Here is a 22,444-nt window from a genome sequence, read left to right as displayed (position 1 = left end):
CCTTCCTCGGGCGCGGGCGGTTTTGGGATCGGGTCCAGACGATCCCACCCGACGCTGTCGCGATTGGCCCGCTTTTAGCCCCCGCGAAGCAGTCTGCCAATGGGCGATCCCGCGGCGATTTCGTCGCGGCCCACGCGACAGGCCCCTTCGACGTCGCCATCGCTCAGAACACCGCGTTCGGCGAAATAGCGGCGGGCCAGCGCGATGTAGCGCTCTTGTTCGGTGTCGTCTTCGACATAAGCGGTAACCTCGGCCCGGCTGAAGCCCAGCGACATGGCATGTCGGGCCAATCCCAGGAGATAGCCGTTGGCGACAAATTTGCGCCGCTCGATGGTCGGGCAGCGGCGCTCGATATGGCGCCCGATGGTGATCACCAACAGCCCATTGTGCAGCCGCGCGTCATCGCGCAGGGGGTCAAACCGATCCGCGCGCGCGGCGCCTACCGACATGAACAGGCCAAAAGCCATCACCCAGAGAAAAACCGCAATGATCCGTGCTGTAGCCTTCATCATCGTGACACCCTTGGGGCTGTGATCTGCCTCTACAGATGGGACCGCACCCTGCCCTAGCGCAAGGTCATCGTCACGCGCGGCAACGCTTGCGCGGCCAATCACCCAGCTTTGCCGCGCATATCAGGCCTGCAAGATCAGCGATCTTGAAAAAGATGTGCAATCAATGCGGGGCCCGCTTACCGCCCGACACAGCGCCCTGTCACGATCGGCTCGTCCGCCGGGCTGCGCGCAACGGCCCAGTCGCCTGTCGCGGCATCGATCACCCAATCGACCGCCGAAAAGCCGCTGCGATCAAGGCAATGGCGCGTGGCCTCGTAACGGGCGCTTTCACGCGCCTCGGCCAAGCTGGCACCGGGCGCGCGCACCAGAACGGTGATATCGCGCCAGGACTCGCCCGTGTCGAGGCGCGCGTCATAGGGCAGACCTGCGGCGCGCGGGCCGCGATCGGGCAAAGCCGCACAGGCCGCGAGCCCGAGAACCAAACCGACCGCAATCGCCGGGCGCACGCTTTTGAGTGTCATGGCCGTTCCCTTTGCCAGCAGGGGCATCACGCAACACCGCCCGCTTTGGTCTCGCCGATCCGGGGATAGGCGTCAAGCACCTGCCCCAAGGCGGTGGCTGCACGTCACACGCAGCGCGCCACGAACGCGAACGCGCCCCCTTCAAGCCGCATCTGCGTGTAGTCCGGTGACGGCGGCAATCGGGCGTAGGTCATGGATTGCACCGCACAATGGGCGCGCGCGGCCGCTTCCGCCGCGACCCAATCCTCGCGAAGCAATGGCGCACCCGTGCTGCGGCGCACCACCAACGCGGGCAAGGCTGCGGCATCGGGCATGGCTGTTTGCGTCACCACGAAAAGCGGCGGCTCCGACGCACAGGCGGACAGAAAAACCGCCATGCATGCCGCCGCCAAACCCGACGCCTGCCGCCCGGCGCCCGCCGTCACTCCGCCGCGATCCCGACCGACCCATCGCGCCGAATGCGGATACGGTCTTCGATCTCGTGGCGGAAATGGCGGATCAACCCCTGAATGGGCCAGGCCGCCGCATCGCCCAAGGCACAGATGGTGTGACCCTCGACCTGTTTGGTGACATCAAGCAGCATGTCGATTTCCGCGACCTGCGCCTCGCCCTTTACCAAACGCCCCATGACCCGCATCATCCAGCCCGTGCCTTCGCGGCAGGGCGTGCATTGGCCGCAGCTTTCATGCTTGTAGAACTTGGACAGCCGCCAGATCGCCTTGATCATGTCGGTGGACTGATCCATCACGATCACCGCCGCCGTGCCCAGCCCCGATCGCTGTTCGCGCAGCCAGTCGAAATCCATGATCGCGCCTTCGCGCATGACAGCCGCGGGCAAGACCGGCACCGACGAGCCGCCGGGGATGACCGCCTTGAGATTGTCCCAACCGCCGCGAATGCCGCCGCAATGCCGCTCGATCAACTCGTCAAAGGGGATGCTCATCGCTTCCTCGACGACGCAAGGGGCGTTCACATGGCCCGAAATGGCAAAAAGCTTGGTGCCTGCGTTGTTCGGGCGGCCAAAGCCCGCGAACCATTCCGCGCCCCGGCGCAAAATCGTGGGGGCCACGGCGATCGATTCGACGTTATTCACCGTGGTGGGACAGCCATAAAGCCCGGAACCCGCGGGAAAGGGCGGCTTCATGCGTGGCATGCCCTTGCGCCCCTCAAGGCTTTCCAGAAGCGCGGTTTCTTCGCCACAGATATAGGCGCCCGCCCCATGATGCAGGTACAGATCGAAATCCCAGCCCGATCGGGCGGCGTTCTTGCCCAAAAGCCCCGCATCATAGCATTCGTCGATGGCGGCCTGCAGCGCCTCGCGCTCGCGGATGTATTCGCCGCGAATATAGATGTAGCAGGCATGCGCGTTCATCGCGAAGCCCGCGATCAGGCAGCCCTCGATCAGCGTATGGGGATCATTGCGCATGATCTCCCGGTCCTTGCAGGTGCCCGGTTCGCTTTCGTCGGCATTGACCACCAGATAGCTCGGCCGCCCGTCGCTTTCCTTTGGCATGAAGGACCATTTGAGCCCGGTGGGAAAGCCCGCCCCGCCGCGCCCGCGCAAACCGCTTGCCTTCATGATCTCGACGATCTTGTCACGGCCCAAGGCGATGATGTCCTTGGTGCCATCCCAATGACCGCGCGCCCGCGCGCCCTTCAGCGTACGGTCATGCATGCCGTAGATATTGGTAAAGATCCGGTCCTTGTCCTGAAGCATCTGGCGTCTCTCACATCTGTCCTGACCCGGGTCTGGCGGGCCTGCCTTGTGGCGTCAGCGCTCTGCGGCGTCGTCGCGGCGCGCTTTCCAAACCCAATACGTCACAATCAGCGCCCAGACCAGTGCGGCAATCGCCGCAAGGTCGACCAGAAAGGCAAAGCGCGGATGCAGGCCAAGACGGCCGCCCAGAAAACTGGCGCCCATCCAGATCACCATGGTGGCAGCCATGACACTGGCGGCAAGCCGGATCTGACCGCGGCGGCGGCGTTCGATCTGGCTGTGTTCGGGTGACGGGGGCATGATGACCAACGGCAAGACATGAGCGCACCTAGCCCTAACGGAAGACGAGGCGCCAAGGCAATCCCCCGGCCCCGCACGCGCCCCGCGCTTTGTGGCTTGTGCCTGTTGCGGGCCAAGCCGCGTCAGCCGCCTTTGGCCAATTGCCGGGCTAGTGCGGCCCAGTGATCGCGCACGACCCGGCGCTTGAACCCTTCGAGGTTCTGATCGACCCACGCGATTTCGTCGGGGGTCCAGACCGCGATCTGGTCGAAATGGTAAAACCCGAGGGAATGGCACAGTTTTTCCAGTTTTGGCCCGCCCCCTTGATGCGTGCAAGATCATCCGACCCGCCCGCGCGCGGGGCATCAAGGCCAGAGGGGCGCGTGCCCGGGCCAGCCGCAACCGGCGAGGCGCCAGGCGCTGTTGCGCCTTGGCTGGCAATCGTCGCGGCCGGTTGCACCGTGACAGATGCCGCCGGGCTGGTGGCCACGGTCTTGGGCGCTGCTGCGCGCGGCGTTGGCGCGCCCATGTCCCAGCCCGGTGATCGCGGCCTTTGCGGGCCGGGCAACGGGTTCGGAAACAAGATCGACAACGGCAGGCCCAGCGCCAGAAAGATGACCGCCACCGCAAACAGCGCCTGCATCACGCGCCTGTCGCCCAGCATCACGAGCGCGGCCATGGCAAGCACCCCCGCCATCGAGGCCATGGCCCAGACAAACATAGGATTGATCGATCCCGCCGTTGTCGCGTTCATGATCGATCCCCCCGTTCATCGTCAAACCTGTCGTGATTTCAACGCGGGGAGATGCGTTTGGCGTGCCTCTTCAGGTCGTGGTGTCGCGCGCGCGGGCCTGTTCGGCGCGCTTTGCGATCAGCGCGTCAAAATCGGTTGCAAAAGCGATCTGGCCGATCCAGCCCGAGACAAGCACGGTGCCCAGACCCGCAAAGGCGCCCACGGCCACCCAAAGCCCCAGAAAACCCACCGCGAACAACGCCACCGTCAATCCAAGGATCGCGGCGACCGTCCACACGACAATGACCGCACCCAAGCGGTAGCTTGTTGTCATTTCAGCCATTCTTATCTGCTCCAATGCTGATTATCAGGTGGCGAGCTAGACGAGCACGCCCGGGTTTCGAGCCCATCGGGCGCGACATTTTCGCGCCTGATGGGCAAGCTATGGGGTGTCAGACGACATGGCCCGTGATCCGTCCCGCTTGCGTGTCGGTCAGGATGGCGGCTTAGCCACCGGATTGCCGCCCCCAAGGCGCCAAAAGCGGCAATTCGCTGCCATCAATGCGCTTGATCGTGTCGCCTAGATCAACCGCGCGCCGGGCCGACGCATTGAGCGGATCGCGGTCGGCCACATGATCCCTGAGCGTGCTGGGGCCGCCCTTGGGTTCGGCGGCGTAACGCCCGTTCTGGGGGCCGGGGGTCGGCACGCGGCCCGCCGCCATCTCGTCGATGATCTCGGCCAACCGCGCGGCGGTCAGATCCTCGTAGTAGTCCTTGCCGATCTGGGCCATCGGCGCATTCGCGCAAGCGCCAAGGCATTCGACCTCTTCCCAGCTGAACTTGCCATCGGCTGACAGCGCATGCGCCTTGGGCGCGATCTTGTCGCGGCAGACCGCGATCAGATCCTCGGCGCCACAGATCATGCACGACAGCGTGCCACAGATCTGGACATGGGCGACCGAGCCCACGGGGGCAAGCTGGAACATGAAGTAGAAGGTCGCCACCTCGAGCGCGCGAATATGGGCAAGACCCAGCATGTCGGCCACATGCTCGATCGCGGGACGGGTCAGCCAGCCTTCCTGTTCCTGCGCGCGCCACAACAGCGGGATGATGGCGCTGGCCTGCCGCCCTTGGGGGTATTTGGTGATCTGCGCCTCGGCCCAGGCCTGATTGGCGGGCGTGAAGGCAAAGCTGGCGGGCTGGTCGGGGTGAAGGCGGCGAAGCATCTGGAACGGTTCCTCGATCTGTCTGCCGGGGCGCGGGTTGACCCTGCGGAGCCTCCGGCGGGAGTATTTTCAAAGCAAAGATGGCAGATCGCGTTAGCGGTCCACCTCGCCAAACACGATATCGAGCGAGCCCAGAATGGCCGAGACATCCGCCAGCTGGTGGCCGCGGCACAGGTGATCCATCGCCTGAAGATGCGCATAGCCCGGCGCGCGCAGTTTCGCGCGGTAGGGTTTGTTGGTGCCGTCGGCCACCAGATAGACGCCAAACTCGCCCTTGGGCGCCTCGACCGCGGCATAAATCTGACCTGCGGGCACGTGGAAGCCTTCGGTGTAGAGCTTGAAGTGATGGATGAGCGCCTCCATCGAGGTTTTCATCTCGGACCGCTTGGGTGGGCTGATCTTGCCGCGCGTCATCACCGGGCCCTGATTTTCAGGTGCGCGCAGCTTGGCGCAGGCCTGCTTGATGATCGAGGTCGATTCCCGCATCTCGGCCATGCGGCAAAGATAGCGGTCGAAATTGTCGCCATTGGTGCCGACCGGGATTTGGAAGGCGAATTCATCATAGCATTCATAGGGTTGCGCGCGCCGCAAATCCCAAGCGAGCCCCGATCCGCGCGCCATCACGCCCGTAAAGCCCCAATCTTGAATGTCTTGTTCGGTCACGACGCCAATATCGACATTGCGCTGCTTGAAGATGCGGTTTTCCGTCAGCAATGTGTCGATATCATCAAGCGCCCCGGGAAAGGCATCGGCCCAGGCGTCGATGTCGTCGATCAAGGCAGGCGGCAGATCCTGATGCACGCCGCCGGGGCGGAAATAGGCCGCATGCAGCCGCGCCCCGCAGGCGCGTTCGTAAAAGATCATCAGCTTTTCGCGTTCCTCGAACCCCCACAAGGGCGGGGTCAGCGCGCCCACATCCATCGCCTGTGTGGTGACGTTGAGCAGATGGTTCAGGATGCGCCCGATCTCGCAATACAGCACACGGATCACCTGTGCGCGGCGCGGCACGGGGGTGCCCGTCAGCCGCTCGATCGCCAGAACCCAGGCATGTTCCTGGTTCATCGTGCCCACATAGTCGAGCCGGTCGAAATAGGGCAGGTTCTGCAGATAGGTGCGGCTTTCCATCAGCTTTTCGGTGCCGCGATGCAACAGCCCGATATGCGGGTCGCAACGTTCGCAGATCTCGCCGTCAAGCTCCAGCACAAGGCGCAGCACGCCATGCGCCGCCGGGTGCTGGGGCCCGAAGTTGATGTTGAAGTTGCGGATCTTCTGTTCGCCGGTGAGAGCGTCCTGAAATCCCTTGGCACCGTCCATCATGTCAGCTTGTCCCTAGCCCAGACGGGCCTTGATGCGGAAGACCTTGGTCAGCAATTTCCACGAGCCGTCCATGTTCACGAAGCCCAGGTGATCCTCGAACCGCGTGCCGGGAATATCGACCGTCAGATGCACGCGCGCGATCTGGTCGCCCATCACGTCGATGTCGAGCACCTCGTAGGAGGCAGGCCCCTCGGCCGGTGCGCGGGCGCGCACGCGCTCGATGAAGGATGCCTTGTCCCAATAGGTCGGGCCTTCGGGTTCGATCAGGTTCATGGCAAAGCGCTCGTGGCACATCTGCTCGAAAACCTCGGTGCGCGCATACCACACCGCCTCGCAATAGGCCCGCGCCTGTTCGAGGATTTCCATGTGGACCTTGATGCTGCCGCTCATGTCATCTGCTCCCTGAAGCCATCTTTTGCCCGGCGACCCGCCGGCACCGTCGACCAGACAATTCCGACCGACCTCATCGCAGGCTGGACGCTATCATGTCCGGCTGCCGTCTGCATCACTTCTTGGCATTCGCCTTTTCGTCCCCCGGAAGCACGTAATCGGCCCCTTCCCAAGGGCTCATGAAATCGAACTGCCGGTATTCCTGCACCAGCTTGACCGGTTCATAGACCACGCGCTTGAGTTTTTCGTCATAGCGCACTTCGGTATAGCCCGAGGTCGGGAAATCCTTGCGCAAGGGATGCCCGCGAAAGCCGTAATCGGTCAGGATGCGCCGCAGATCGGCATGCCCGGTGAAAAGGATGCCGAACATGTCGTAGACCTCGCGCTCGTACCAGCCGGCCCCGGGAAAGACCGACGTGACCGAGGGCAGCACCTGATCCTCGCGGAGGGCACAGATCACCCGGATGCGATGGTTTTGATACATGCTCAGGAAATGCCACACCACATCGAAGCGGTGATCACGCTCGGGCCAATCGACGGCGGTGATGTCCAGAAGGGTGGCGAACCGGCAAGTCGGGTCTTGCCTGAGCCATTCGACCATCTCCAGCACCGCTGTGGGCGTGATGTGCACGCTCAGCTCGCCATGGGCCGAGACATGGGTGGCGATCACCGCATCGGGTTTGCGTTCGGCGATATGGGCGGCCAGTTCCTTGAGAGCCTCGACGCTCATCTGTCGTCTCCTTCGCGCAGGGCGCGCGGCGCGTCAGCGCGTGATGGTGCCTGTGCGGCGGATCTTTCGCTGCAACTGCAATATGCCATAGAGCAGCGCCTCGGCTGTCGGCGGGCAGCCCGGCACGTAGATGTCCACCGGCACGATCCGGTCACACCCGCGCACCACTGAATAGCTGTAGTGGTAATAGCCGCCACCATTGGCGCAGGAGCCCATCGAGATCACATAGCGCGGCTCGGGCATCTGGTCATAGACCTTGCGCAAGGCGGGTGCCATCTTGTTGGTCAAGGTGCCCGCCACGATCATGACATCCGACTGCCGCGGGCTGGCGCGGGGCGCGATGCCAAAGCGTTCGGCGTCATAGCGCGGCATCGAGGTGTGCATCATCTCGACCGCACAACAGGCCAGCCCGAATGTCATCCAATGCAGGCTGCCGGTGCGCGCCCAATTGATGATGTCCTCGGTCGAGGTCAGCAAGAACCCCTTGTCTTGCAGGTTGCGGTTCAAGGCGGCGGTGGCGGCCTCGGGGTCGGGACCTGCGGTATTGGTGCCTGTCATCACTCCCATTCCAGCGCGCCTTTCTTCCATTCATAGGCAAAGCCCACGGTCAGCACGCCGAGAAACACCATCATAGACCAGAACGCCAGATCGCTCAGGCCCGGAAAAGCCACGGCCCAGGGGAACAGAAAGGCGATTTCCAGATCAAAGATGATGAACAGGATCGACACGAGGTAAAAGCGCACGTCGAATTTCATCCGGGCGTCGTCAAAGGCATTGAACCCGCATTCATAGGCCGACAGCTTTTCGGGATCGGGGTTGTTCACGGCGACGACCAGAGCGGCGACAATCAGCACAAGCCCCAGCCCGATGGCAAGCGCCAGAAAGATCAGGATCGGGGCATAATCTGACATGAGCGCGGTCATGGGTATCCCTTGGCTCGTCCTTGCGGTGGTCTGCTCAGGCGGGGGGTGACCCCCGGTTGGTCCGGTCGTTGGGTGCTGATTTACGCCCCATGCCGCAAGGGGTCAACCGGGCGGGGTGCGGCAAATCGGGGAGCGGGCCGATCCGTCATGGACGTGGGGCACCGCCATGGGATAGATAACAATGGCAATCATCATGAGGTGGGTTAACCGATGCCGATCCCCGGACGTCTCGCGCTTTCCTTGCTCGCCGCCCTTGGTGCGACCGTGGTCTGGGCCTGGCAAGGCGGGGCGCTGGCCCAGATGGCGGGCCATGGCCATGGGCTGCACCAGCACGGCGCGGGCGGGATGATGGGGCATGACATGGCCAATATGCCGGGTCTGCGCGGGCTTGATGCCACGCCCGAGGAAAGCGCGGAATTGGCGGTGATGTTCCAGAACTTCACGGCGATCACCCGAACGGTCGAAAACCTGCCCGATGGTATCCGCACCGTGACCGCGTCCGAGGATCCACAGGTGATGGAGGCATTGATCTCGCACGTGGCCGGCATGATCGGACGCGTCGAACAAGGGCGCGACCCGCAGATCTTCATCCAAAGCCCCACGCTCGACATTTTCTTTGCGCGCGGCGACAGGCTGAACACCAGCATCGAGATCACCGAAGCGGGCGTCGTGGTCATCCAGACCACGGACGACCCAGAGCTGGTGGCGGCGCTGCACACCCATGCCGCCGAGGTCACAGCCATGGTCGATCGCGGCATGGCGGCCGTGCATGAGATGATGGCGCGCCGCGTACAGTGAGGCGCACACGCGCGGCCCCGCGGCTTCCTCGGACCGGCGCCCCATGCTATGCTGGGCGCCGGGGCCAAGGGCAGCGGGCAGGTGAAGAATGCAGGTGGTGACCATACGCGGTGCGACGTTTTCCGTCGATCCTTCTCCATATGAACAGTTCTGGGCCAAGGTCGTCGGCGGCACGTGGGAAGCGGAAACCTTCGATATCTTCGATGCCCATATCACGCCCGACACGCTGATGCTCGACATCGGCGCCTGGATCGGCCCGACATCACTTTATGCCGCGCACAACGCGGCGCAGGTCGTGGCCTTTGAACCCGACCCCGTGGCCTTCGAACGTCTGTCGCGAAACCTTGAGCTGAACCGTGGCGCGGATTGGGCCCACCGCCTGAAGATCTGCCAGACCGCGATTTCAGCCAATGGCGAACCCTTCCGCCTCGGCAGTCAGCGGGCGGGGGGCGACAGCCGCTCGAGTGCGCTTTTCGCTGATCGACGGACAAGTTGGGAGGTGGAAACAACTCGTCTCGAGACCGTGCTGAAAACCCACGCGACCCCCGGCCAACCAATATTTCTCAAGATCGACATCGAGGGTGGCGAATACGACCTTGTGCCGCATATCGCCCAGCTCCTCGCAGAGCCGCATGTAACAGCCTATATCTCCTTTCATCCCAAAAACCTGCAAAAGGCGCTCGGCCACCGCAAACGGGCTGATTACGACTGGCAAACGCCTTACGTCGACAGGCACATGGCCAGTCTCGCCGCGCTCCCCGACAAAAGGACCCTGCGTTTCACCAGCCCGGATCTGGCGGACAAGGCGGCCGTCGAACAGGCGCTGCGGAGCGAACACCGCTTTCCGCTCGAGGTGCTGATCGCCTGATCGGCCTCAGATCTCGATCAGATCCCATTCCAGCCGTCCGGCCGCGGTCTCTACGACCTGAACGCTCAGGGGTTCGCCACGCTTGTGCGTATGGCGCACATCGCCCAGCTTGGCCTGCGGCAAGGCACCATGCGTGATGTTCACGCGCCGCCCCGTCGCCTTTTGCGCGGGTTGCAGCGCCGGGTTTTCGATGAACAGCGGAAGGTACGGCGTGTAGACGTTCAACCTTGGCATCAGATAGGCATAGCGCACGTCGAGTGGCGTATCCGGTTCTTCGATATCCGCTGCGCCTCACGGAATTCCCGGTTTCCACGCTCGCTGATGATCAGGATGGCATGGGCCGATACCATTGAATGCAGCCGCAGCCAGCTGGCATCATGCCGGCTGGCCAGCGCTAGGTTTGCCAGCGAGCGATGGCCGAATCTGTCGGAATATTCCGGTACGTTCGGCAGACAGCCGTCGTCGTTCTTGCCAAGATAGACGATATCCGCGTCTTCTGGCACATCCCTAAGCACCAGATCCTTGCCGCAAAAGACCACATCATCCTCGAAGACCATGAAAGGCAGGCCCTTGGCGGCGTCGAAAGCGTTGCGATGGGCGATGGCGACATTGCGGATCTTGCGCTCGCCCACTACGCCGTCGATGAACTCGAACGAAATGCCCAGCGCTCCGAAATGATCGGTGACATGCGCGCGGCGGCGGGTTTCCGCGGGCAGGGACACGACCATCGCCGGAAGCTCGCGCAAATCCAGTTTCATTTCTGCCTCAAGCGGTTGCAGCCTTTTCTTTTGAGGGGAAGGTTCTGGCTTCGGAGCATAGCAAAGCATCGCCGCCACGCCGCGTCAACCGACTGCCGGGACGCGCCGCACCATTGTGTGCAGAGACATAATTGCAAAAGCGTGCAGGCCCGCCTGACGTCAGCCTTACAGCCCCGCCCGCAACTCCCGCCTCAGGATCTTGCCCGACGCGCTTTTGGGCACGCTTGCGACAAAGCGATATTCGGCGGGGTGCTTGTAATGCGCAAGGCAGCCTGCGAGATGGGCCTGCAACTCTGTCTCGCCCGGTTCTGCCCCCGCCGCGCGCACGACAAAGGCCACGGGCCGCTCGCCCGCCTCCGGGTCGGGTCGGCCCACGACGGCGGCATCGACCACCCCGGGATGGGCGCAAAGGGCCGCCTCCACCTCGGCCGGGGCGACCTGAAAGCCCTTGACCTTGATCAGCTCCTTCAGCCGATCGCGGATGAACATGAAGCCATCCTCATCGATGACGGCCAGATCGCCCGTGCGCAACCATCCCTCGGGCGTCAGGCTTTCGGAGGTGGCGTGTGGGTTGTTGAGATAGCCCAACATCACTTGCGGCCCGCGCACCCACAATTCCCCCTCGCTGCCCGGCGGCAGATCGGCAAGCGTGGCGGGGTCGATGATGCGGCACTCGGTCAGGGGCACGGCGCGCCCGCTGCTGCCCTGGCGCATGTGACCGGGCGCGGACATGTGCGAAATCGGGCTCATTTCGGTCATGCCATAGCCCTGCACCGCGCGCGCCCCAAAGCGTGCGCCCACGGCCTGTTCCGTCTCGGGCCCAAGGGGGGCGGCCCCCGAAAAGATCTCGACCACCGATGAGACATCGAACCGATCAACCAGCGGGTGCTTGGCAAGCGCCAGCGCCACCGGCGGCACGATGTAGAGCCGCGTGGCGCGATGCGTCTCGATCAGCCCGAGGAACTGTTCCAGATCAAAGCGCGGCATCGTCACCAGCCGCGCCTTTTGCTGCAAGAACAGGTTCATCAAGACCGTCATGCCGTAGATGTGAAAGAACGGCAAAAAGGCGATGGCCACATCCTCGGGCGTGATCTGTGCCACCGCCCCGGCTTGTGTGACATTGGCGACCAGATTGCGATGGCTGAGCATCACACCCTTGGGCCGCCCCGTCGTGCCCGAGGAATAGGGCAAGACCACAACATGGCGTGTCGGGTCGATGGGGGCTTGTTCCATCAGGGGGCGCCCCATGACATCCTCGAGCGTCAGGCCGTCCTGCCCGCCGATGACCACCACATCGCGCACGCCCGTGCCCTGCGCGGCCAAGCGCGCGACCGCGGCAAAGGCCGGTGTGGTGACCAGCATCACAGCGCCCGCGTCGGCCAGTTGATGGGCGATCTCGGGGGCGGTGTAGCTGGGGTTGATGGTCGTCACCGTTCCACCACCCCATGCCACGGCATGAAAGACCACCGGATAGTCGGGCATGTTGGGCGCAAGGATCGCCACCGTGCCACCGGGCAACACACCGCGCTCGGTCAGCCCGCCCGCCAGCCGCCGGATCCGGTCGATCAGCACCCCCGCCGTCAGCGCGGCACCGGTCGGCCCGTCGATGATGGCAATCGCATCCTCGCGCCCCAAAAGCCCCTGAAACAGCTTTTGCGTGATCGAGATGTCTTCAACCTCGATCGCGCCATTGAGGTTGCGATAGCCGGTCATTGCCTGTCCCTCCGCTTGCGCACGGCAGCCTGCTTGCCGCGGCGACACCCGCGCCACGCTAGCACGCCCGCCCGGTCAGATGTCCAGCACAACCGTGCCCAGCTTGTCACCCGACGCCACAAGATCATGCGCCGCGGCGCAATCGGCCAGACCCCCGCCGGGCACCACCGCATGGCTGAGCACGCCCGCCTCAAGCCAATCGGTCACTTGCCGCTCGCCCGCGCGGCGCAGCGCACCCGCCAATTGATACACGATCAGCATGTGCAGCCGCACATTCTTGAACATGAAGGGATAAAAGGACAGCTGTGGCGCCATGTCAGAGGCGCTGGCATAGGCCGCTATGGTGCCGCCGGGCTTGATCAGCGCAAGGCTTGCGGCCTGATTGGCGGCAAAATCGACATCAACGATGCGATCCACACCGGCCCCACCCGTTATCTCCATCACTGCGCCGACGACATCTGTGTCGCGGTAATTGACCCATTGCTCGGCTGTGGAATGCGCGGCTTTCCGAGCCGACGACACAGTGGCGATCACCCGCGCGCCTGCCGCGCGCGCCATCTGCACGGCATAGCGCCCGACACTGCCCGCCCCCCCGGTCACAAGAATTGTCTGACCCTCCACCGGCCCGTCGCCCATCACCCCATACCACGCCGTCATCGCCGGAATGCCGAAACAGGCGCCTTGCGCAAACCCCACCCGATCGGGCAGCAGCACTGCCTGTTCAGCGGGCAAGGCGACATATTCGGCGGCCGTGCCACAGGCGCGTTGCCAACCGGCATTCCAGACCCAGACCCGCTGCCCGATCCGGGCCCGGTCCACGCCCGGACCCACCGCCGCGATCACGCCCGCCCCGTCGGAATGGGGCACGATGCGCGGATAGGCCATGACCGCACCCACCCGCGCGCCGGCGCGCAGCTTCACATCCGACGGGTTCACCCCCGAGGCGTGCAGCCGCACCAAGACCTCGCCCGGACCCGCAACCGGATCGGCCATCTCGCCCGCCTGCAACACCGCATCCGCGGGCCCGAACCGCTCATACCAAACCGCCTTCATCCTGTGCGTCCCTCACCATCTTTGCTTTCCAAACACTCCGGCCTGCCCGGAACGGACAGAGGCAGAGCCTCACCCGAATTTTCGTACGAAAATTCGTCCGCGCCGCGCAAGCGGCGCGCCCCCCTCAAGCCTCCCACCATGGCTTGCGCTTGTCAAAGAACGCCGCGATCCCCTCGGCGCTGTCGGGGCTTTCCCAGCACGCAATCAGGGCCGCGACGGTCAGGCCGATCTGATCCGCATCGATCGACGATGCCAGATCCGCCACCAGCCGCTTGCCTGCCGCGACCGCACCCGGGGCCGCCGCCAGATAGGGCGCGATCTCGGCCTCGATGGCGGCATCAAGCATTGCCTCAGGCACCGCGCGCGCCAGAAGACCCAGATCCACCGCCTCGGCCGCATCGAAGACCCGCCCCGAGAAAAACACCCGCCGCGCCCGCGCCGCCCCCATCCGGGCCACCACATAGGGCGCGATCGTGGCCGGGATCAGCCCCAGCCGCACCTCGGTCAATCCAAAGCGCGCGCCCTCGACCCCGATCGCCACGTCACACACGCTCATCAGACCCAAACCGCCACCAAAGGCTTGGCCCTGCACCCGGCCGATCAGAGGCTTTGGCATGGTGTCGAGCGCCCCCAGCATATCGGCAAGGCGTTGGGCCTCCCGCGCCCGGCCCACCGCATCGGCCGCCATCTGCGCTCGCATCCAGCCCAGATCGCCACCGGCACAAAACGACCGCCCCGCACCCGTCAGCACCACCACCCGCACGGCGGGGTCATCGCCCAACCGGCCCGCCATCTCGGTCAGCTCGCGGATCATCACCTGATCCAGCGCATTGTGCTTGTCAGGCCGGTTCAGCCGCAGCCATGCCACCCCACGCCCATCGAGCTGCACATCAAGCCTGTCCATCGCGCCCCCCCCGTGCCATTGCCGCCGCCGCATCAAGCGCACCCTGATCGAGCCCCGTCACATACCCCCGTGCCGCAAGATGGCGCGCCACCGCTTCGGTGGCCACATTGCCCGGCGCGCCCGGCGCATAGGGGCATCCCCCAAGGCCGCCCACGGCCGCGTCAAAGACCCGGACCCCACGGCCAAGCGAGGCGTCGATGTTTTCCAACGCACGCCCACCCGTGTCATGATAATGCCCGGCCAGATGGCCAACCGGCACCCGCAGGGCCACCGCATCGAGCATCCGCGTGATGCTGTCGGACCGGCCTGCGCCGATGGTGTCGCCCAGCGAGATCTCGTAGCAACCCATCGCAAACAGCGCATGCGCCACATCCGCCACCTGCACAGGGTCGACGGCCCCGTCAAAGGGGCACGCCACCACGCAGCTGACATAGCCACGAACCGGCATCCCGATCCCCCGCGCCGCTGCGACAACCGGGCCAAAACGCGCAAGACTTTCGGCGATGCTGACATTGATATTGGCCTTCGAAAACCCCTCCGAGGCCGAGGCGAAGATCGCGATTTCATCCACCCCCGCGGCACAGGCCCGCTCAAAACCCGCCAGATTGGGCACCAACGCCCCATAGCGCAGCCCCGCCGCACGGCGAATACCCGCCAGAACCTGCGCCCCGTCGGCCATTTGCGGCACCCATTTCGGGCTGACGAAACTCGTCACCTCGATGCGCCGAAAGCCCACCGCCGACAGCGCATCGACCAGCGCGATCTTGTCGGCCGTCGCAATAAGCCGCGGCTCGTTCTGCAGCCCATCGCGCGGCCCAACCTCGACGATCTCGACGTGCTCACCCATCCGCTCCACCCACCACATCCGCAAGCACGATCAGAACCGCGCCCGCGGCGACTTGCGCGCCGGGTTGCACCCGCACCTCGGCCACCACCCCGTCGCGGCCCGCGATCAGCGCATGCTCCATCTTCATCGCTTCCAGCACCGCAAGCCGGTCGCCAGTCGCCACCAGATCGCCCACCGACACCATGACAGCGCGCACCAATCCGGGCATCGGCGCCTCGATCCTGTCGCCACCGCCCCCTTGCGCCGTGTCTACGGCAAGCGGATCAAGAACATCAAACGCGAACCCATCGCCCCAGAACACCGTGACCACAGAGCCGATCACCACGCAGTCGGCCGCGACGGACGCATCATCGACCCGCCATATCCCATCGCGGCGCGCAACCCGATGCACCCTGTCGCCCAGCGTGACGCCGGTGGTGCCATCGGTCATCACCTCGGCCACCGCTTCGAATGGCTCACCCGCATAGGCCAGCCGCACCGTGCGGCGCAGAGGCGCCCAGAGCGTAAAGCCCGCAACCGGCCCCAGCGGCCCGGTCAACCCCAGCGCCGCCATCACGGCCACCACCCTGACGCGTGCACAAGGCTCGGGCAGCGCGACCAACCCGGACAGATCGCGCGCAATCAGCCCGGTGTCCACCTCGCCCGCGACAAAGCCTGCATGTTCACACAGCCGCCGCAGGAACGCCAGGTTCGTGACAGATCCCGCCACCTGCGTGCCCGCCAAGGCGCGGGAAAGCTTGCGCAGCGCCAGCGCCCGCGTCGGCCCCTGCGCGATGATCTTGGCGATCATCGGATCATACCATGGCGAAATCGCGTCGCCCGCCCGCACACCGGTTTCGACACGCACCCCATCGGGAAAGCGCAGATGATCAAGCCGCCCCGTCGCGGGCAAGAACCCCTTTGCCACATCTTCGGCATAAAGCCGCGCCTCGACGGCATGACCGGTGATCCTCAGATCCTTCTGAGCGCAGGGCAAGGGTTCTCCCGCGGCCACGCGCACCTGCCATTCCACCAGATCGATGCCGGTGATGGCCTCGGTCACCGGATGCTCGACCTGCAGGCGGGTGTTCATCTCCATGAACCAGAACCGGTCGGGCCGCAGCCCGTCACGCCCATCCACGATGAATTCCACCGTCCCGGCACCGGCATATCCGATCGCCTGCGCCGCGCGCACGGCGGCTTGCCCCATCGCGGCGCGCATCGCGGCTGTCATGCCGGGGGCGGGGGCCTCTTCGATCACCTTCTGGTGGCGGCGCTGCAACGAGCAATCGCGCTCGAACAGATGGACCGCGCGCATGCCATCGCCAAAGACCTGCACCTCGATATGACGCGGCTGTTCGACGTATTTTTCTATAAGAACCACATCATTGCCAAAGGCATGCAAGGCCTCGCGTCTGGCACTGTCCAAAGCCTGTGGGAAATCCGCAGGGCACGCGACCCGGCGCATCCCCTTGCCACCGCCGCCCGCCACCGCCTTGATCAAGACCGGATAGCCGATGGCATCGGCTGCACCGGCCAGATGCTCGGGATGCTGACTGGCCCCGTGATAGCCCGGAACGATCGGCACGCCCGCCCGCTCCATCAAGGTTTTGGCCGCATCCTTCAGCCCCATCGCGCGGATTGCATCTGCCGAGGGTCCGATGAACACCAGCCCCGCCGCCCCGACCGCTGCGGCGAAATCAGGGTTTTCCGACAGAAAACCGTAGCCCGGATGGATCGCCTCAGCCCCCCGCGACAGCGCCGCGGCGATAATCGCATCGCCGCGCAGATAGCTGTCGGCGGGGCGCGGCCCGCCAATCCACACCGCCTCATCGGCCATCGCCACATGCCGCGCGCCCGCGTCAGCATCGGAATAGACCGCAACCGTAGCCACCCCCATGCGCGCGCAGGTGTCGATCACGCGGCACGCGATCTCGCCCCGGTTGGCGATCAGGATCTTTGCGAACATGCTTACCCCTCCTGCCCCGCCCCGCGCGCATAACAGGCGACCATCCGCCGGATCCGCCCCGCATCGTCGAATTCCACCGTATCGGCCACGCGCACACCCCCCTCCCGGTCGTAGAGCACGCAAGCGGCATTCACCCCCAGCCGCACATCGACCAGCGCGAAGCGCAGTGCCGGGTTTGCCATGCCGCGCGCGAAATACGCCCGGAGTTCCGCCTTGCCGCGGAGCCAGCCATCGGCCCGGCCCAGCCGCTCCACGACGAGGGGCGAACAGACCTCCACGTCCTCAGCGTAATGGCCGAGCACCCGCTCCAGATCGCGCGCATTCCACGCCGCGACCCAATCCTGCGCCATCGCCCGGGCCCCCGCTTCATCCATGAGCGCTCTCCTTCTCGCACAGCCGATCGGGCCATCTTTGCTTTCCAAATACTCCGGGGGAAGCCGAAGGGTCGCCATGGTCGCGCCATTGGTCCGAGTGACAATCGCGACGGCAAAGCCCCCTCTACATCCGAAACACGCCAAAGCGCGTCTCCTCGATGGGCGCGTTGAGTGCCGCCGCAAGGCTCAAGCCCAGAACCTCGCGCGACTTGCGCGGGTCGACCACCCCGTCATCCCAAAGCCGCGCGCTGGCATAAAGCGGATGCGACTGCCGCTCGAACATGTCGATTGTGGGGCGCCTGAACTCGGCCTCCTCTTCCGCCGACCATGCCTTCCCGGACCGCTCCAAGGCGTCGCGCTTGACGCTGGCCAAAACCCCCGCCGCCTGCGCCCCCCCCATCACTGCAATGCGGGAATTTGGCCAAGACCACAAAAAGCGCGGATCAAAGGCCCGGCCCGCCATGCCGTAATTGCCCGCCCCGAACGACCCGCCGACCAGCATGGTGATCTTGGGCACGGCCGTCGTGGCGACCGCTGTCACCATCTTGGCGCCGTGCCGGGCGATGCCCTCGTTCTCGTATTTGCGCCCGACCATGAAGCCGGTGATGTTCTGCAGGAACACCAAGGGGATCTTGCGCTGCGAACACAACTGCACGAAATGCGCGGCCTTCTGCGCGCTTTCGGAAAACAGCACGCCATTGTTGGCCACGATCCCCACATCCATGCCCATCACCTGCGCGAAACCCGTCACGATGGTCTCGCCGAAGCGCGGCTTGAATTCATCGAACCAACTGTCATCAACGATGCGCGCGATGACCTCGCGGATGTCATAGGGCGTGGCCAAAGACGCCGGCACCACATCCAAAAGCTCATCGGGGTCATAGGCCGGGTCACGGCCCCGTAGGGCGGGACTTGTCCCGCCCCCCGGCCCAAGCGAGCGCACCGCGCGCCGCGCCAGTGCCAGCGCATGGGCGTCATCCTCGGCCAGATAGTCTGCCACCCCCGACAGCCGCGTATGCACATCGCCGCCGCCCAGATCCTCGGCGCTCACCACCTCGCCGGTTGCGGCCTTGACCAAGGGGGGGCCTGCCAGAAAGATCGTGCCCTGCCCCTTCACGATGATCGAGACATCCGACATCGCCGGAACATAGGCCCCACCTGCGGTACAGGATCCCATCACCACCGCGATCTGTGCGATGCCGGCGGCGCTCATCTTGGCCTGATTGAAAAAGATGCGCCCGAAATGGTCGCGGTCGGGAAAGACCTCGTCTTGATTGGGCAGGTTCGCCCCCCCGCTATCGACCAGATAAATGCACGGCAGGCGGCACTGCTCGGCGATCTCTTGGGCGCGAAGGTGCTTTTTCACCGTGATCGGAAAATAGGTGCCACCCTTCACGGTGGCGTCATTGCAGATGACCATCACCTGCCGCCCCTCGACCAGACCGACACCCGCGATCACACCACCGCCGGGGGCCGCCCCCGCGTGACGCCCGTGGCCCGCAGTGGCCCCCACCTCCAGAAAGGGTGACGCAGGATCAAGAAGATTGGCCACCCGGTCGCGCGGCAGCATCTTGCCGCGGGCCAGATGGCGCGCGCGCGCGACATCGCCGCCGCCTGCCGCAGCCAAGGCCGCGGCCAGGGCGATCTCGGCCAGCGCCGCCAGATGGGCGGCACGGTTGGCGCGCGCATCGGGCGATCCGGGAACCAGGGATGTGGCAAGTTTCATGGCCGCCTGCACCTTTTGCTGAGCTGATCGAAACGACAGGGCCGGGGCTTTGTCCGCTGCACCCTGCCCCTCACAGCTGAGACCCCAGCTTGGGCGGCGCCACGGGGCGGCCCCAGTCGTCGACCGCCACCGCCCAGTCCGACCCACAGATCACGACCAGCCGCACACCCGGCACAGCTGCGGGTCGGGCCGCGCAATCGGTGGCGGAACCGCCCGTTTCGGCCACATAGCGCGCGGCCTGCGCCGTGATGATCTCGGTTTCGCCGGGCGGTTCTGCGCGCAGCCCCAACCACAGCCCAAAGGCCGCCCCAATCGCCACCAGCGCCACCAAGGGAAGGATCAGCCCGTGCCCCATCCGCCCCATCCGCCTATGCCATCGCCGCCATCAACTCGCGCCCGATCAGCATGCGCCGGATCTCGCTGGTGCCGGCGCCGATCTCCATCAGCTTGGCATCGCGGAACATGCGCGCGACCGGGCTGTCGGCCAGAAACCCCGCCCCCCCCATCGCCTGCACGGCCTGATGGGCGACCTTCATCCCCTCCTCCGAGGCATAGAGCACACAGGCCGCCGCATCCTGGCGCGTGACCTCGCCCCGGTCGCACGCGCGCGCCACCTCATAGGCATAGGCGCGCGCGGTGTTGAGCGCGGTATACATGTCGGCGATCTTGCCCTGCATCAGCTGAAAACTGCCCACCGGCTGGCCGAACTGCTTGCGCGTCGCCATGTAGGGCATGACCTCATCCAGACAGCCCGCCATGATCCCGATGTTCACCCCCGACAGCACGACGCGCTCATAGTCGAGACCCGACATCAAGACGCGCACGCCACGCCCCTGTGCGCCCAGCACATTCTCGAAGGGCACCTCCACATTGTCGAACACCAGTTCGGCGGTGTTGGAACCGCGCATGCCCAGCTTGTCGAAATGGCCCGAGGTGCTGAAGCCTTGCATCGTCTTTTCCACGATGAAGGCGGTGATCCCCTTGGACCCAGCGCCCGGATCGGTCTTGGCATAGACCACCAGCGTATCGGCATCGGGACCATTGGTGATCCAGTATTTCGTGCCGTTCAGCACATAGTGGTCGTGGCGTTTGTCGGCGCGCAGCTGCATTGCCACCACATCCGATCCCGCCCCTGCCTCGGACATGGCCAGCGCGCCGACATGTTCGCCCGAGACGAGTTTCGGCAGATAGCGCGCCTTTTGCTGCTCTGTCCCGTTCAACCGGATCTGGTTCACGCACAGGTTGGAATGCGCCCCGTAGCTCAGCCCGACCGAGGCCGATGCACGGCTGATTTCCTCGACCGCGACGGTATGGGCAAGATAGCCCATGCCCGCTCCGCCGAACGCCTCTTCGACGGTGATGCCCAAAAGCCCAAGCGCGCCCATCTCGGTCCAGAGATGATCTGGAAAGGCATTGCTGCGGTCGGTCTGGGCCGCCAGCGGCTTGACGCGTTCCTGTGCAAAGCGGTGCACCATCTCGCGCAGGGCGTTCACCTCATCGCCCAGATCGAACCGCATGGATCCAAGGAACATGGCGCCAATCCCTTCGGTAATTGAACGTTTGTTCAATTCACTACTGCAACAGGGCCAAGGTGTCAAAGGATTCGCGCCTTTGCCAGACAATCCCATGGATCTTTGTCCGGCATGCAGCCGCTTTGGGTGGCGCTGGCCGGGCGCGACCGCGCCCCCCTTGCCTCTGGCGCCCCGCAATGGTCCCTTGTGCGCCAAACCACCAAGGGGGTCCGCCATGCTTCGTTTTCACATCTATGATGTGTTCACCACGACACCCTTCAGCGGCAACCCGCTTGCCATTGTCGAAGGCGCGGGCGGGCTGACCGGCGCACAGATGCAGACCCTTGCCCGCCAGTTCAACCTGTCGGAAACCCTTTTCATCCAGCCCCCCGATGACCCGGCCCATACTGCCAAGGTGCGGATCTTTTTTCCCACCGCCGAAATCCCGTTCGCCGGCCATCCCACGATCGGTTGTGCCCTGCATCTGGCCAGCGGCGGCGCCTCGCTGGTAACGCTGGAAGAGGTCGCGGGCCTTGTCCCTGTCCGCATCACCCGCGATGGCGACGGCATGCTGGCCGAATTCACCGCCCCTAAAATTCCCCTGCGCCACGCCCCCGTCCCCCCGCATGCGCTGATCGCCCGTGCGCTTGATCTGCGGCCTGTCGATATCGGCCCTCATGCGCCCGGCGTCTGGCAGGGGGGGCCTGCCTTTCTTTATGTGCCCGTCACCGGCCTTGCGGCGCTGGCCAAAGCCCGCCCGATCGAGCCGGGCTGGTCCGAGGCAATGGCAGCCGCTCGCGTCGACAGCGCCTATCTTTATGCCGCCACCCCGGACGGCCTGCGGGCGCGCATGTTTTCCCCCGGCACAGGCATCCCCGAGGACCCGGCCACGGGATCGGCCACCGCGATCCTTGCCGGCCAGCTTTTGGCCAATGGCGCCCTGCCCGAGGGCACCACGACCTTGCACCTGCGGCAAGGCGTCGAAATGGGCCGCCCTTCGGACTTGCGCCTTGCCATCGACGTCAGCGGCGGCGCGCTTGGCGCGATCCGGGTCGCGGGCGCGGCGGTCAAGATCGCCGAAGGCACCATCCGCATCCCCTGACACCGCACTTTCCTATTTCGCCCGCGCATTCTATACCAAGCGCCATGTTCGCCGATCTCTTGCGCCGCTTGACGGCCCCCGCCCCCGCCCCGCTTGCCTTTGAGGACTCGCGCCTTGCGCTGTCTGCGCTCTTGGTGCGCATTGCGCGTGCCGATGGCGATTACGCCCAGATCGAGCGCGACCAGATCGATGCCGTATTGGCCCATCGCTACCGGCTGGACACGCGCCAAGCCCAAGCGCTGCGCCATGACGCCGAAACGCTCGAGGCCGACGCCCCCGATACCGTCCGCTTCACCCGCGCGATCAAGGATTGCGTCCCCTATGAGGACCGTGTCCATGTGATCGAGGCCATGTGGTTCATCGTGCTGGCCGATGGCGCGCGCGACCATGCCGAAGACGCGCTGTTGCGCATGGTGGCGCCCATGCTGGGCATCAATGATCGTGACAGCAATCTGGCGCGCAAACGCGTTGAAGACGCCCATTACCGCGATTGA

The 22,444-nt window shown here is 65.1% G+C and carries 27 protein-coding genes and 1 pseudogene; 4 read left to right on the top strand and 24 right to left on the bottom strand.

Features of this window, described 5'->3' with window-relative positions:
- Nucleotides 1–74: 74 nt before the first annotated feature.
- The 13 genes and pseudogenes from Q0094_RS09090 to Q0094_RS09030 all read right to left on the bottom strand — a co-directional run bounded on the left by Q0094_RS09090 (nucleotide 75) and on the right by Q0094_RS09030 (nucleotide 8,348).
- Complete coding sequence (locus tag Q0094_RS09090) at nucleotides 75–509, bottom strand: DUF5333 domain-containing protein (RefSeq protein WP_297618111.1); 435 nt, start codon at nucleotides 507–509, stop codon at nucleotides 75–77.
- A 179-nt stretch (nucleotides 510–688) separates the two neighbouring features.
- Complete coding sequence (locus Q0094_RS09085; protein ID WP_297618108.1) at nucleotides 689–1,033, bottom strand: hypothetical protein; 345 nt, start codon at nucleotides 1,031–1,033, stop codon at nucleotides 689–691.
- Between the two features lie 104 nt (nucleotides 1,034–1,137).
- On the bottom strand, nucleotides 1,138–1,410 hold the full coding sequence (locus tag Q0094_RS09080; RefSeq protein ID WP_297618105.1) for a hypothetical protein: 273 nt from the start codon (nucleotides 1,408–1,410) through the stop codon (nucleotides 1,138–1,140).
- Between the two features lie 44 nt (nucleotides 1,411–1,454).
- A complete protein-coding gene (nuoF, locus tag Q0094_RS09075; protein WP_297618102.1) occupies nucleotides 1,455–2,750 on the bottom strand; it encodes an NADH-quinone oxidoreductase subunit NuoF in 1,296 nt (431 codons plus the stop codon).
- A 54-nt stretch (nucleotides 2,751–2,804) separates the two neighbouring features.
- Nucleotides 2,805–3,050, bottom strand: coding sequence for a DUF5337 domain-containing protein (locus Q0094_RS09070; RefSeq protein ID WP_297618100.1), 246 nt, complete (start codon nucleotides 3,048–3,050; stop codon nucleotides 2,805–2,807).
- Between the two features lie 148 nt (nucleotides 3,051–3,198).
- Nucleotides 3,199–3,783: a hypothetical protein gene (locus Q0094_RS09065; protein WP_297618097.1), complete on the bottom strand. Its 585-nt coding sequence runs from the start codon at nucleotides 3,781–3,783 to the stop codon at nucleotides 3,199–3,201.
- 70 nt (nucleotides 3,784–3,853) lie between these two features.
- A complete protein-coding gene (locus Q0094_RS09060; RefSeq protein WP_297618094.1) occupies nucleotides 3,854–4,105 on the bottom strand; it encodes a hypothetical protein in 252 nt (83 codons plus the stop codon).
- Between the two features lie 184 nt (nucleotides 4,106–4,289).
- Nucleotides 4,290–4,988: pseudogene (nuoE, locus tag Q0094_RS09055) on the bottom strand (NADH-quinone oxidoreductase subunit NuoE); the annotation flags it as partial.
- 93 nt (nucleotides 4,989–5,081) lie between these two features.
- Nucleotides 5,082–6,305, bottom strand: a complete 1,224-nt coding sequence (locus Q0094_RS09050) for an NADH-quinone oxidoreductase subunit D (RefSeq protein ID WP_297618091.1) — start codon at nucleotides 6,303–6,305, stop codon at nucleotides 5,082–5,084.
- A 12-nt stretch (nucleotides 6,306–6,317) separates the two neighbouring features.
- A complete protein-coding gene (locus Q0094_RS09045) occupies nucleotides 6,318–6,695 on the bottom strand; it encodes a nuclear transport factor 2 family protein (RefSeq protein WP_297618088.1) in 378 nt (125 codons plus the stop codon).
- A gap of 115 nt (nucleotides 6,696–6,810) precedes the next feature.
- Complete coding sequence (locus tag Q0094_RS09040) at nucleotides 6,811–7,425, bottom strand: NADH-quinone oxidoreductase subunit C (RefSeq protein WP_297618085.1); 615 nt, start codon at nucleotides 7,423–7,425, stop codon at nucleotides 6,811–6,813.
- A gap of 33 nt (nucleotides 7,426–7,458) precedes the next feature.
- Nucleotides 7,459–7,983, bottom strand: coding sequence for an NADH-quinone oxidoreductase subunit B family protein (locus tag Q0094_RS09035; RefSeq protein WP_297618263.1), 525 nt, complete (start codon nucleotides 7,981–7,983; stop codon nucleotides 7,459–7,461).
- Nucleotides 7,983–8,348 (bottom strand): NADH-quinone oxidoreductase subunit A, encoded by a 366-nt coding sequence (locus Q0094_RS09030; RefSeq protein WP_297618081.1) that lies wholly within the window; start codon nucleotides 8,346–8,348, stop codon nucleotides 7,983–7,985. Before Q0094_RS09030 ends, Q0094_RS09035 begins: the two co-directional genes overlap by 1 nt.
- Nucleotides 8,349–8,588: 240 nt before the next feature.
- Between Q0094_RS09030 and Q0094_RS09025 the strand changes: the two genes are divergently transcribed.
- Nucleotides 8,589–9,146 carry a hypothetical protein gene (locus tag Q0094_RS09025; protein WP_297618077.1) on the top strand — a complete coding sequence of 186 codons (558 nt, stop codon included), beginning with the start codon at nucleotides 8,589–8,591 and terminating at the stop codon, nucleotides 9,144–9,146.
- A gap of 88 nt (nucleotides 9,147–9,234) precedes the next feature.
- The gene (locus Q0094_RS09020; protein WP_297618072.1) at nucleotides 9,235–10,014 is read left to right on the top strand and encodes an FkbM family methyltransferase; all 780 of its coding nucleotides are present in this window, start codon (nucleotides 9,235–9,237) and stop codon (nucleotides 10,012–10,014) included.
- A 6-nt stretch (nucleotides 10,015–10,020) separates the two neighbouring features.
- Here the strand turns inward: Q0094_RS09020 and Q0094_RS09015 are convergent, their stop codons facing one another.
- From Q0094_RS09015 to Q0094_RS08965, 11 genes are all read right to left on the bottom strand, one after another.
- Nucleotides 10,021–10,248, bottom strand: a complete 228-nt coding sequence (locus tag Q0094_RS09015; RefSeq protein WP_297618069.1) for a hypothetical protein — start codon at nucleotides 10,246–10,248, stop codon at nucleotides 10,021–10,023.
- Nucleotides 10,248–10,772: a hypothetical protein gene (locus tag Q0094_RS09010; RefSeq protein WP_297618065.1), complete on the bottom strand. Its 525-nt coding sequence runs from the start codon at nucleotides 10,770–10,772 to the stop codon at nucleotides 10,248–10,250. The genes Q0094_RS09015 and Q0094_RS09010 overlap by 1 nt, the downstream gene beginning before the upstream one ends.
- A gap of 165 nt (nucleotides 10,773–10,937) precedes the next feature.
- The gene (locus Q0094_RS09005; protein WP_297618062.1) at nucleotides 10,938–12,485 is read right to left on the bottom strand and encodes an AMP-binding protein; all 1,548 of its coding nucleotides are present in this window, start codon (nucleotides 12,483–12,485) and stop codon (nucleotides 10,938–10,940) included.
- A gap of 75 nt (nucleotides 12,486–12,560) precedes the next feature.
- The gene (locus Q0094_RS09000) at nucleotides 12,561–13,538 is read right to left on the bottom strand and encodes an NADPH:quinone reductase (protein WP_297618059.1); all 978 of its coding nucleotides are present in this window, start codon (nucleotides 13,536–13,538) and stop codon (nucleotides 12,561–12,563) included.
- 124 nt (nucleotides 13,539–13,662) lie between these two features.
- Nucleotides 13,663–14,442 (bottom strand): crotonase/enoyl-CoA hydratase family protein, encoded by a 780-nt coding sequence (locus Q0094_RS08995; RefSeq protein ID WP_297618055.1) that lies wholly within the window; start codon nucleotides 14,440–14,442, stop codon nucleotides 13,663–13,665.
- Nucleotides 14,429–15,289, bottom strand: a complete 861-nt coding sequence (locus Q0094_RS08990; RefSeq protein WP_297618053.1) for a hydroxymethylglutaryl-CoA lyase — start codon at nucleotides 15,287–15,289, stop codon at nucleotides 14,429–14,431. The genes Q0094_RS08995 and Q0094_RS08990 overlap by 14 nt, the downstream gene beginning before the upstream one ends.
- Nucleotides 15,282–17,237 (bottom strand): biotin carboxylase N-terminal domain-containing protein, encoded by a 1,956-nt coding sequence (locus tag Q0094_RS08985; RefSeq protein WP_297618050.1) that lies wholly within the window; start codon nucleotides 17,235–17,237, stop codon nucleotides 15,282–15,284. The genes Q0094_RS08990 and Q0094_RS08985 overlap by 8 nt, the downstream gene beginning before the upstream one ends.
- A gap of 2 nt (nucleotides 17,238–17,239) precedes the next feature.
- Nucleotides 17,240–17,611, bottom strand: coding sequence for a nuclear transport factor 2 family protein (locus Q0094_RS08980; protein WP_297618048.1), 372 nt, complete (start codon nucleotides 17,609–17,611; stop codon nucleotides 17,240–17,242).
- A gap of 124 nt (nucleotides 17,612–17,735) precedes the next feature.
- Nucleotides 17,736–19,337, bottom strand: coding sequence for a carboxyl transferase domain-containing protein (locus Q0094_RS08975; protein WP_297618046.1), 1,602 nt, complete (start codon nucleotides 19,335–19,337; stop codon nucleotides 17,736–17,738).
- A gap of 70 nt (nucleotides 19,338–19,407) precedes the next feature.
- Complete coding sequence (locus Q0094_RS08970) at nucleotides 19,408–19,692, bottom strand: hypothetical protein (RefSeq protein WP_297618044.1); 285 nt, start codon at nucleotides 19,690–19,692, stop codon at nucleotides 19,408–19,410.
- Between the two features lie 13 nt (nucleotides 19,693–19,705).
- Nucleotides 19,706–20,869, bottom strand: coding sequence for an isovaleryl-CoA dehydrogenase (locus Q0094_RS08965; protein ID WP_297618042.1), 1,164 nt, complete (start codon nucleotides 20,867–20,869; stop codon nucleotides 19,706–19,708).
- 214 nt (nucleotides 20,870–21,083) lie between these two features.
- Between Q0094_RS08965 and Q0094_RS08960 the strand changes: the two genes are divergently transcribed.
- Entirely contained in the window at nucleotides 21,084–21,950 is an 867-nt protein-coding gene (locus tag Q0094_RS08960) for a PhzF family phenazine biosynthesis protein (protein ID WP_297618040.1), read from the top strand.
- Between the two features lie 44 nt (nucleotides 21,951–21,994).
- Nucleotides 21,995–22,444 carry a TerB family tellurite resistance protein gene (locus tag Q0094_RS08955; protein ID WP_297618037.1) on the top strand — a complete coding sequence of 150 codons (450 nt, stop codon included), beginning with the start codon at nucleotides 21,995–21,997 and terminating at the stop codon, nucleotides 22,442–22,444.

The organism is uncultured Roseicyclus sp., from assembly GCF_937892565.1.
Taxonomy (GTDB): domain Bacteria; phylum Pseudomonadota; class Alphaproteobacteria; order Rhodobacterales; family Rhodobacteraceae; genus Roseicyclus.
This window is presented reverse-complemented; position numbering and strand designations above follow the sequence as displayed.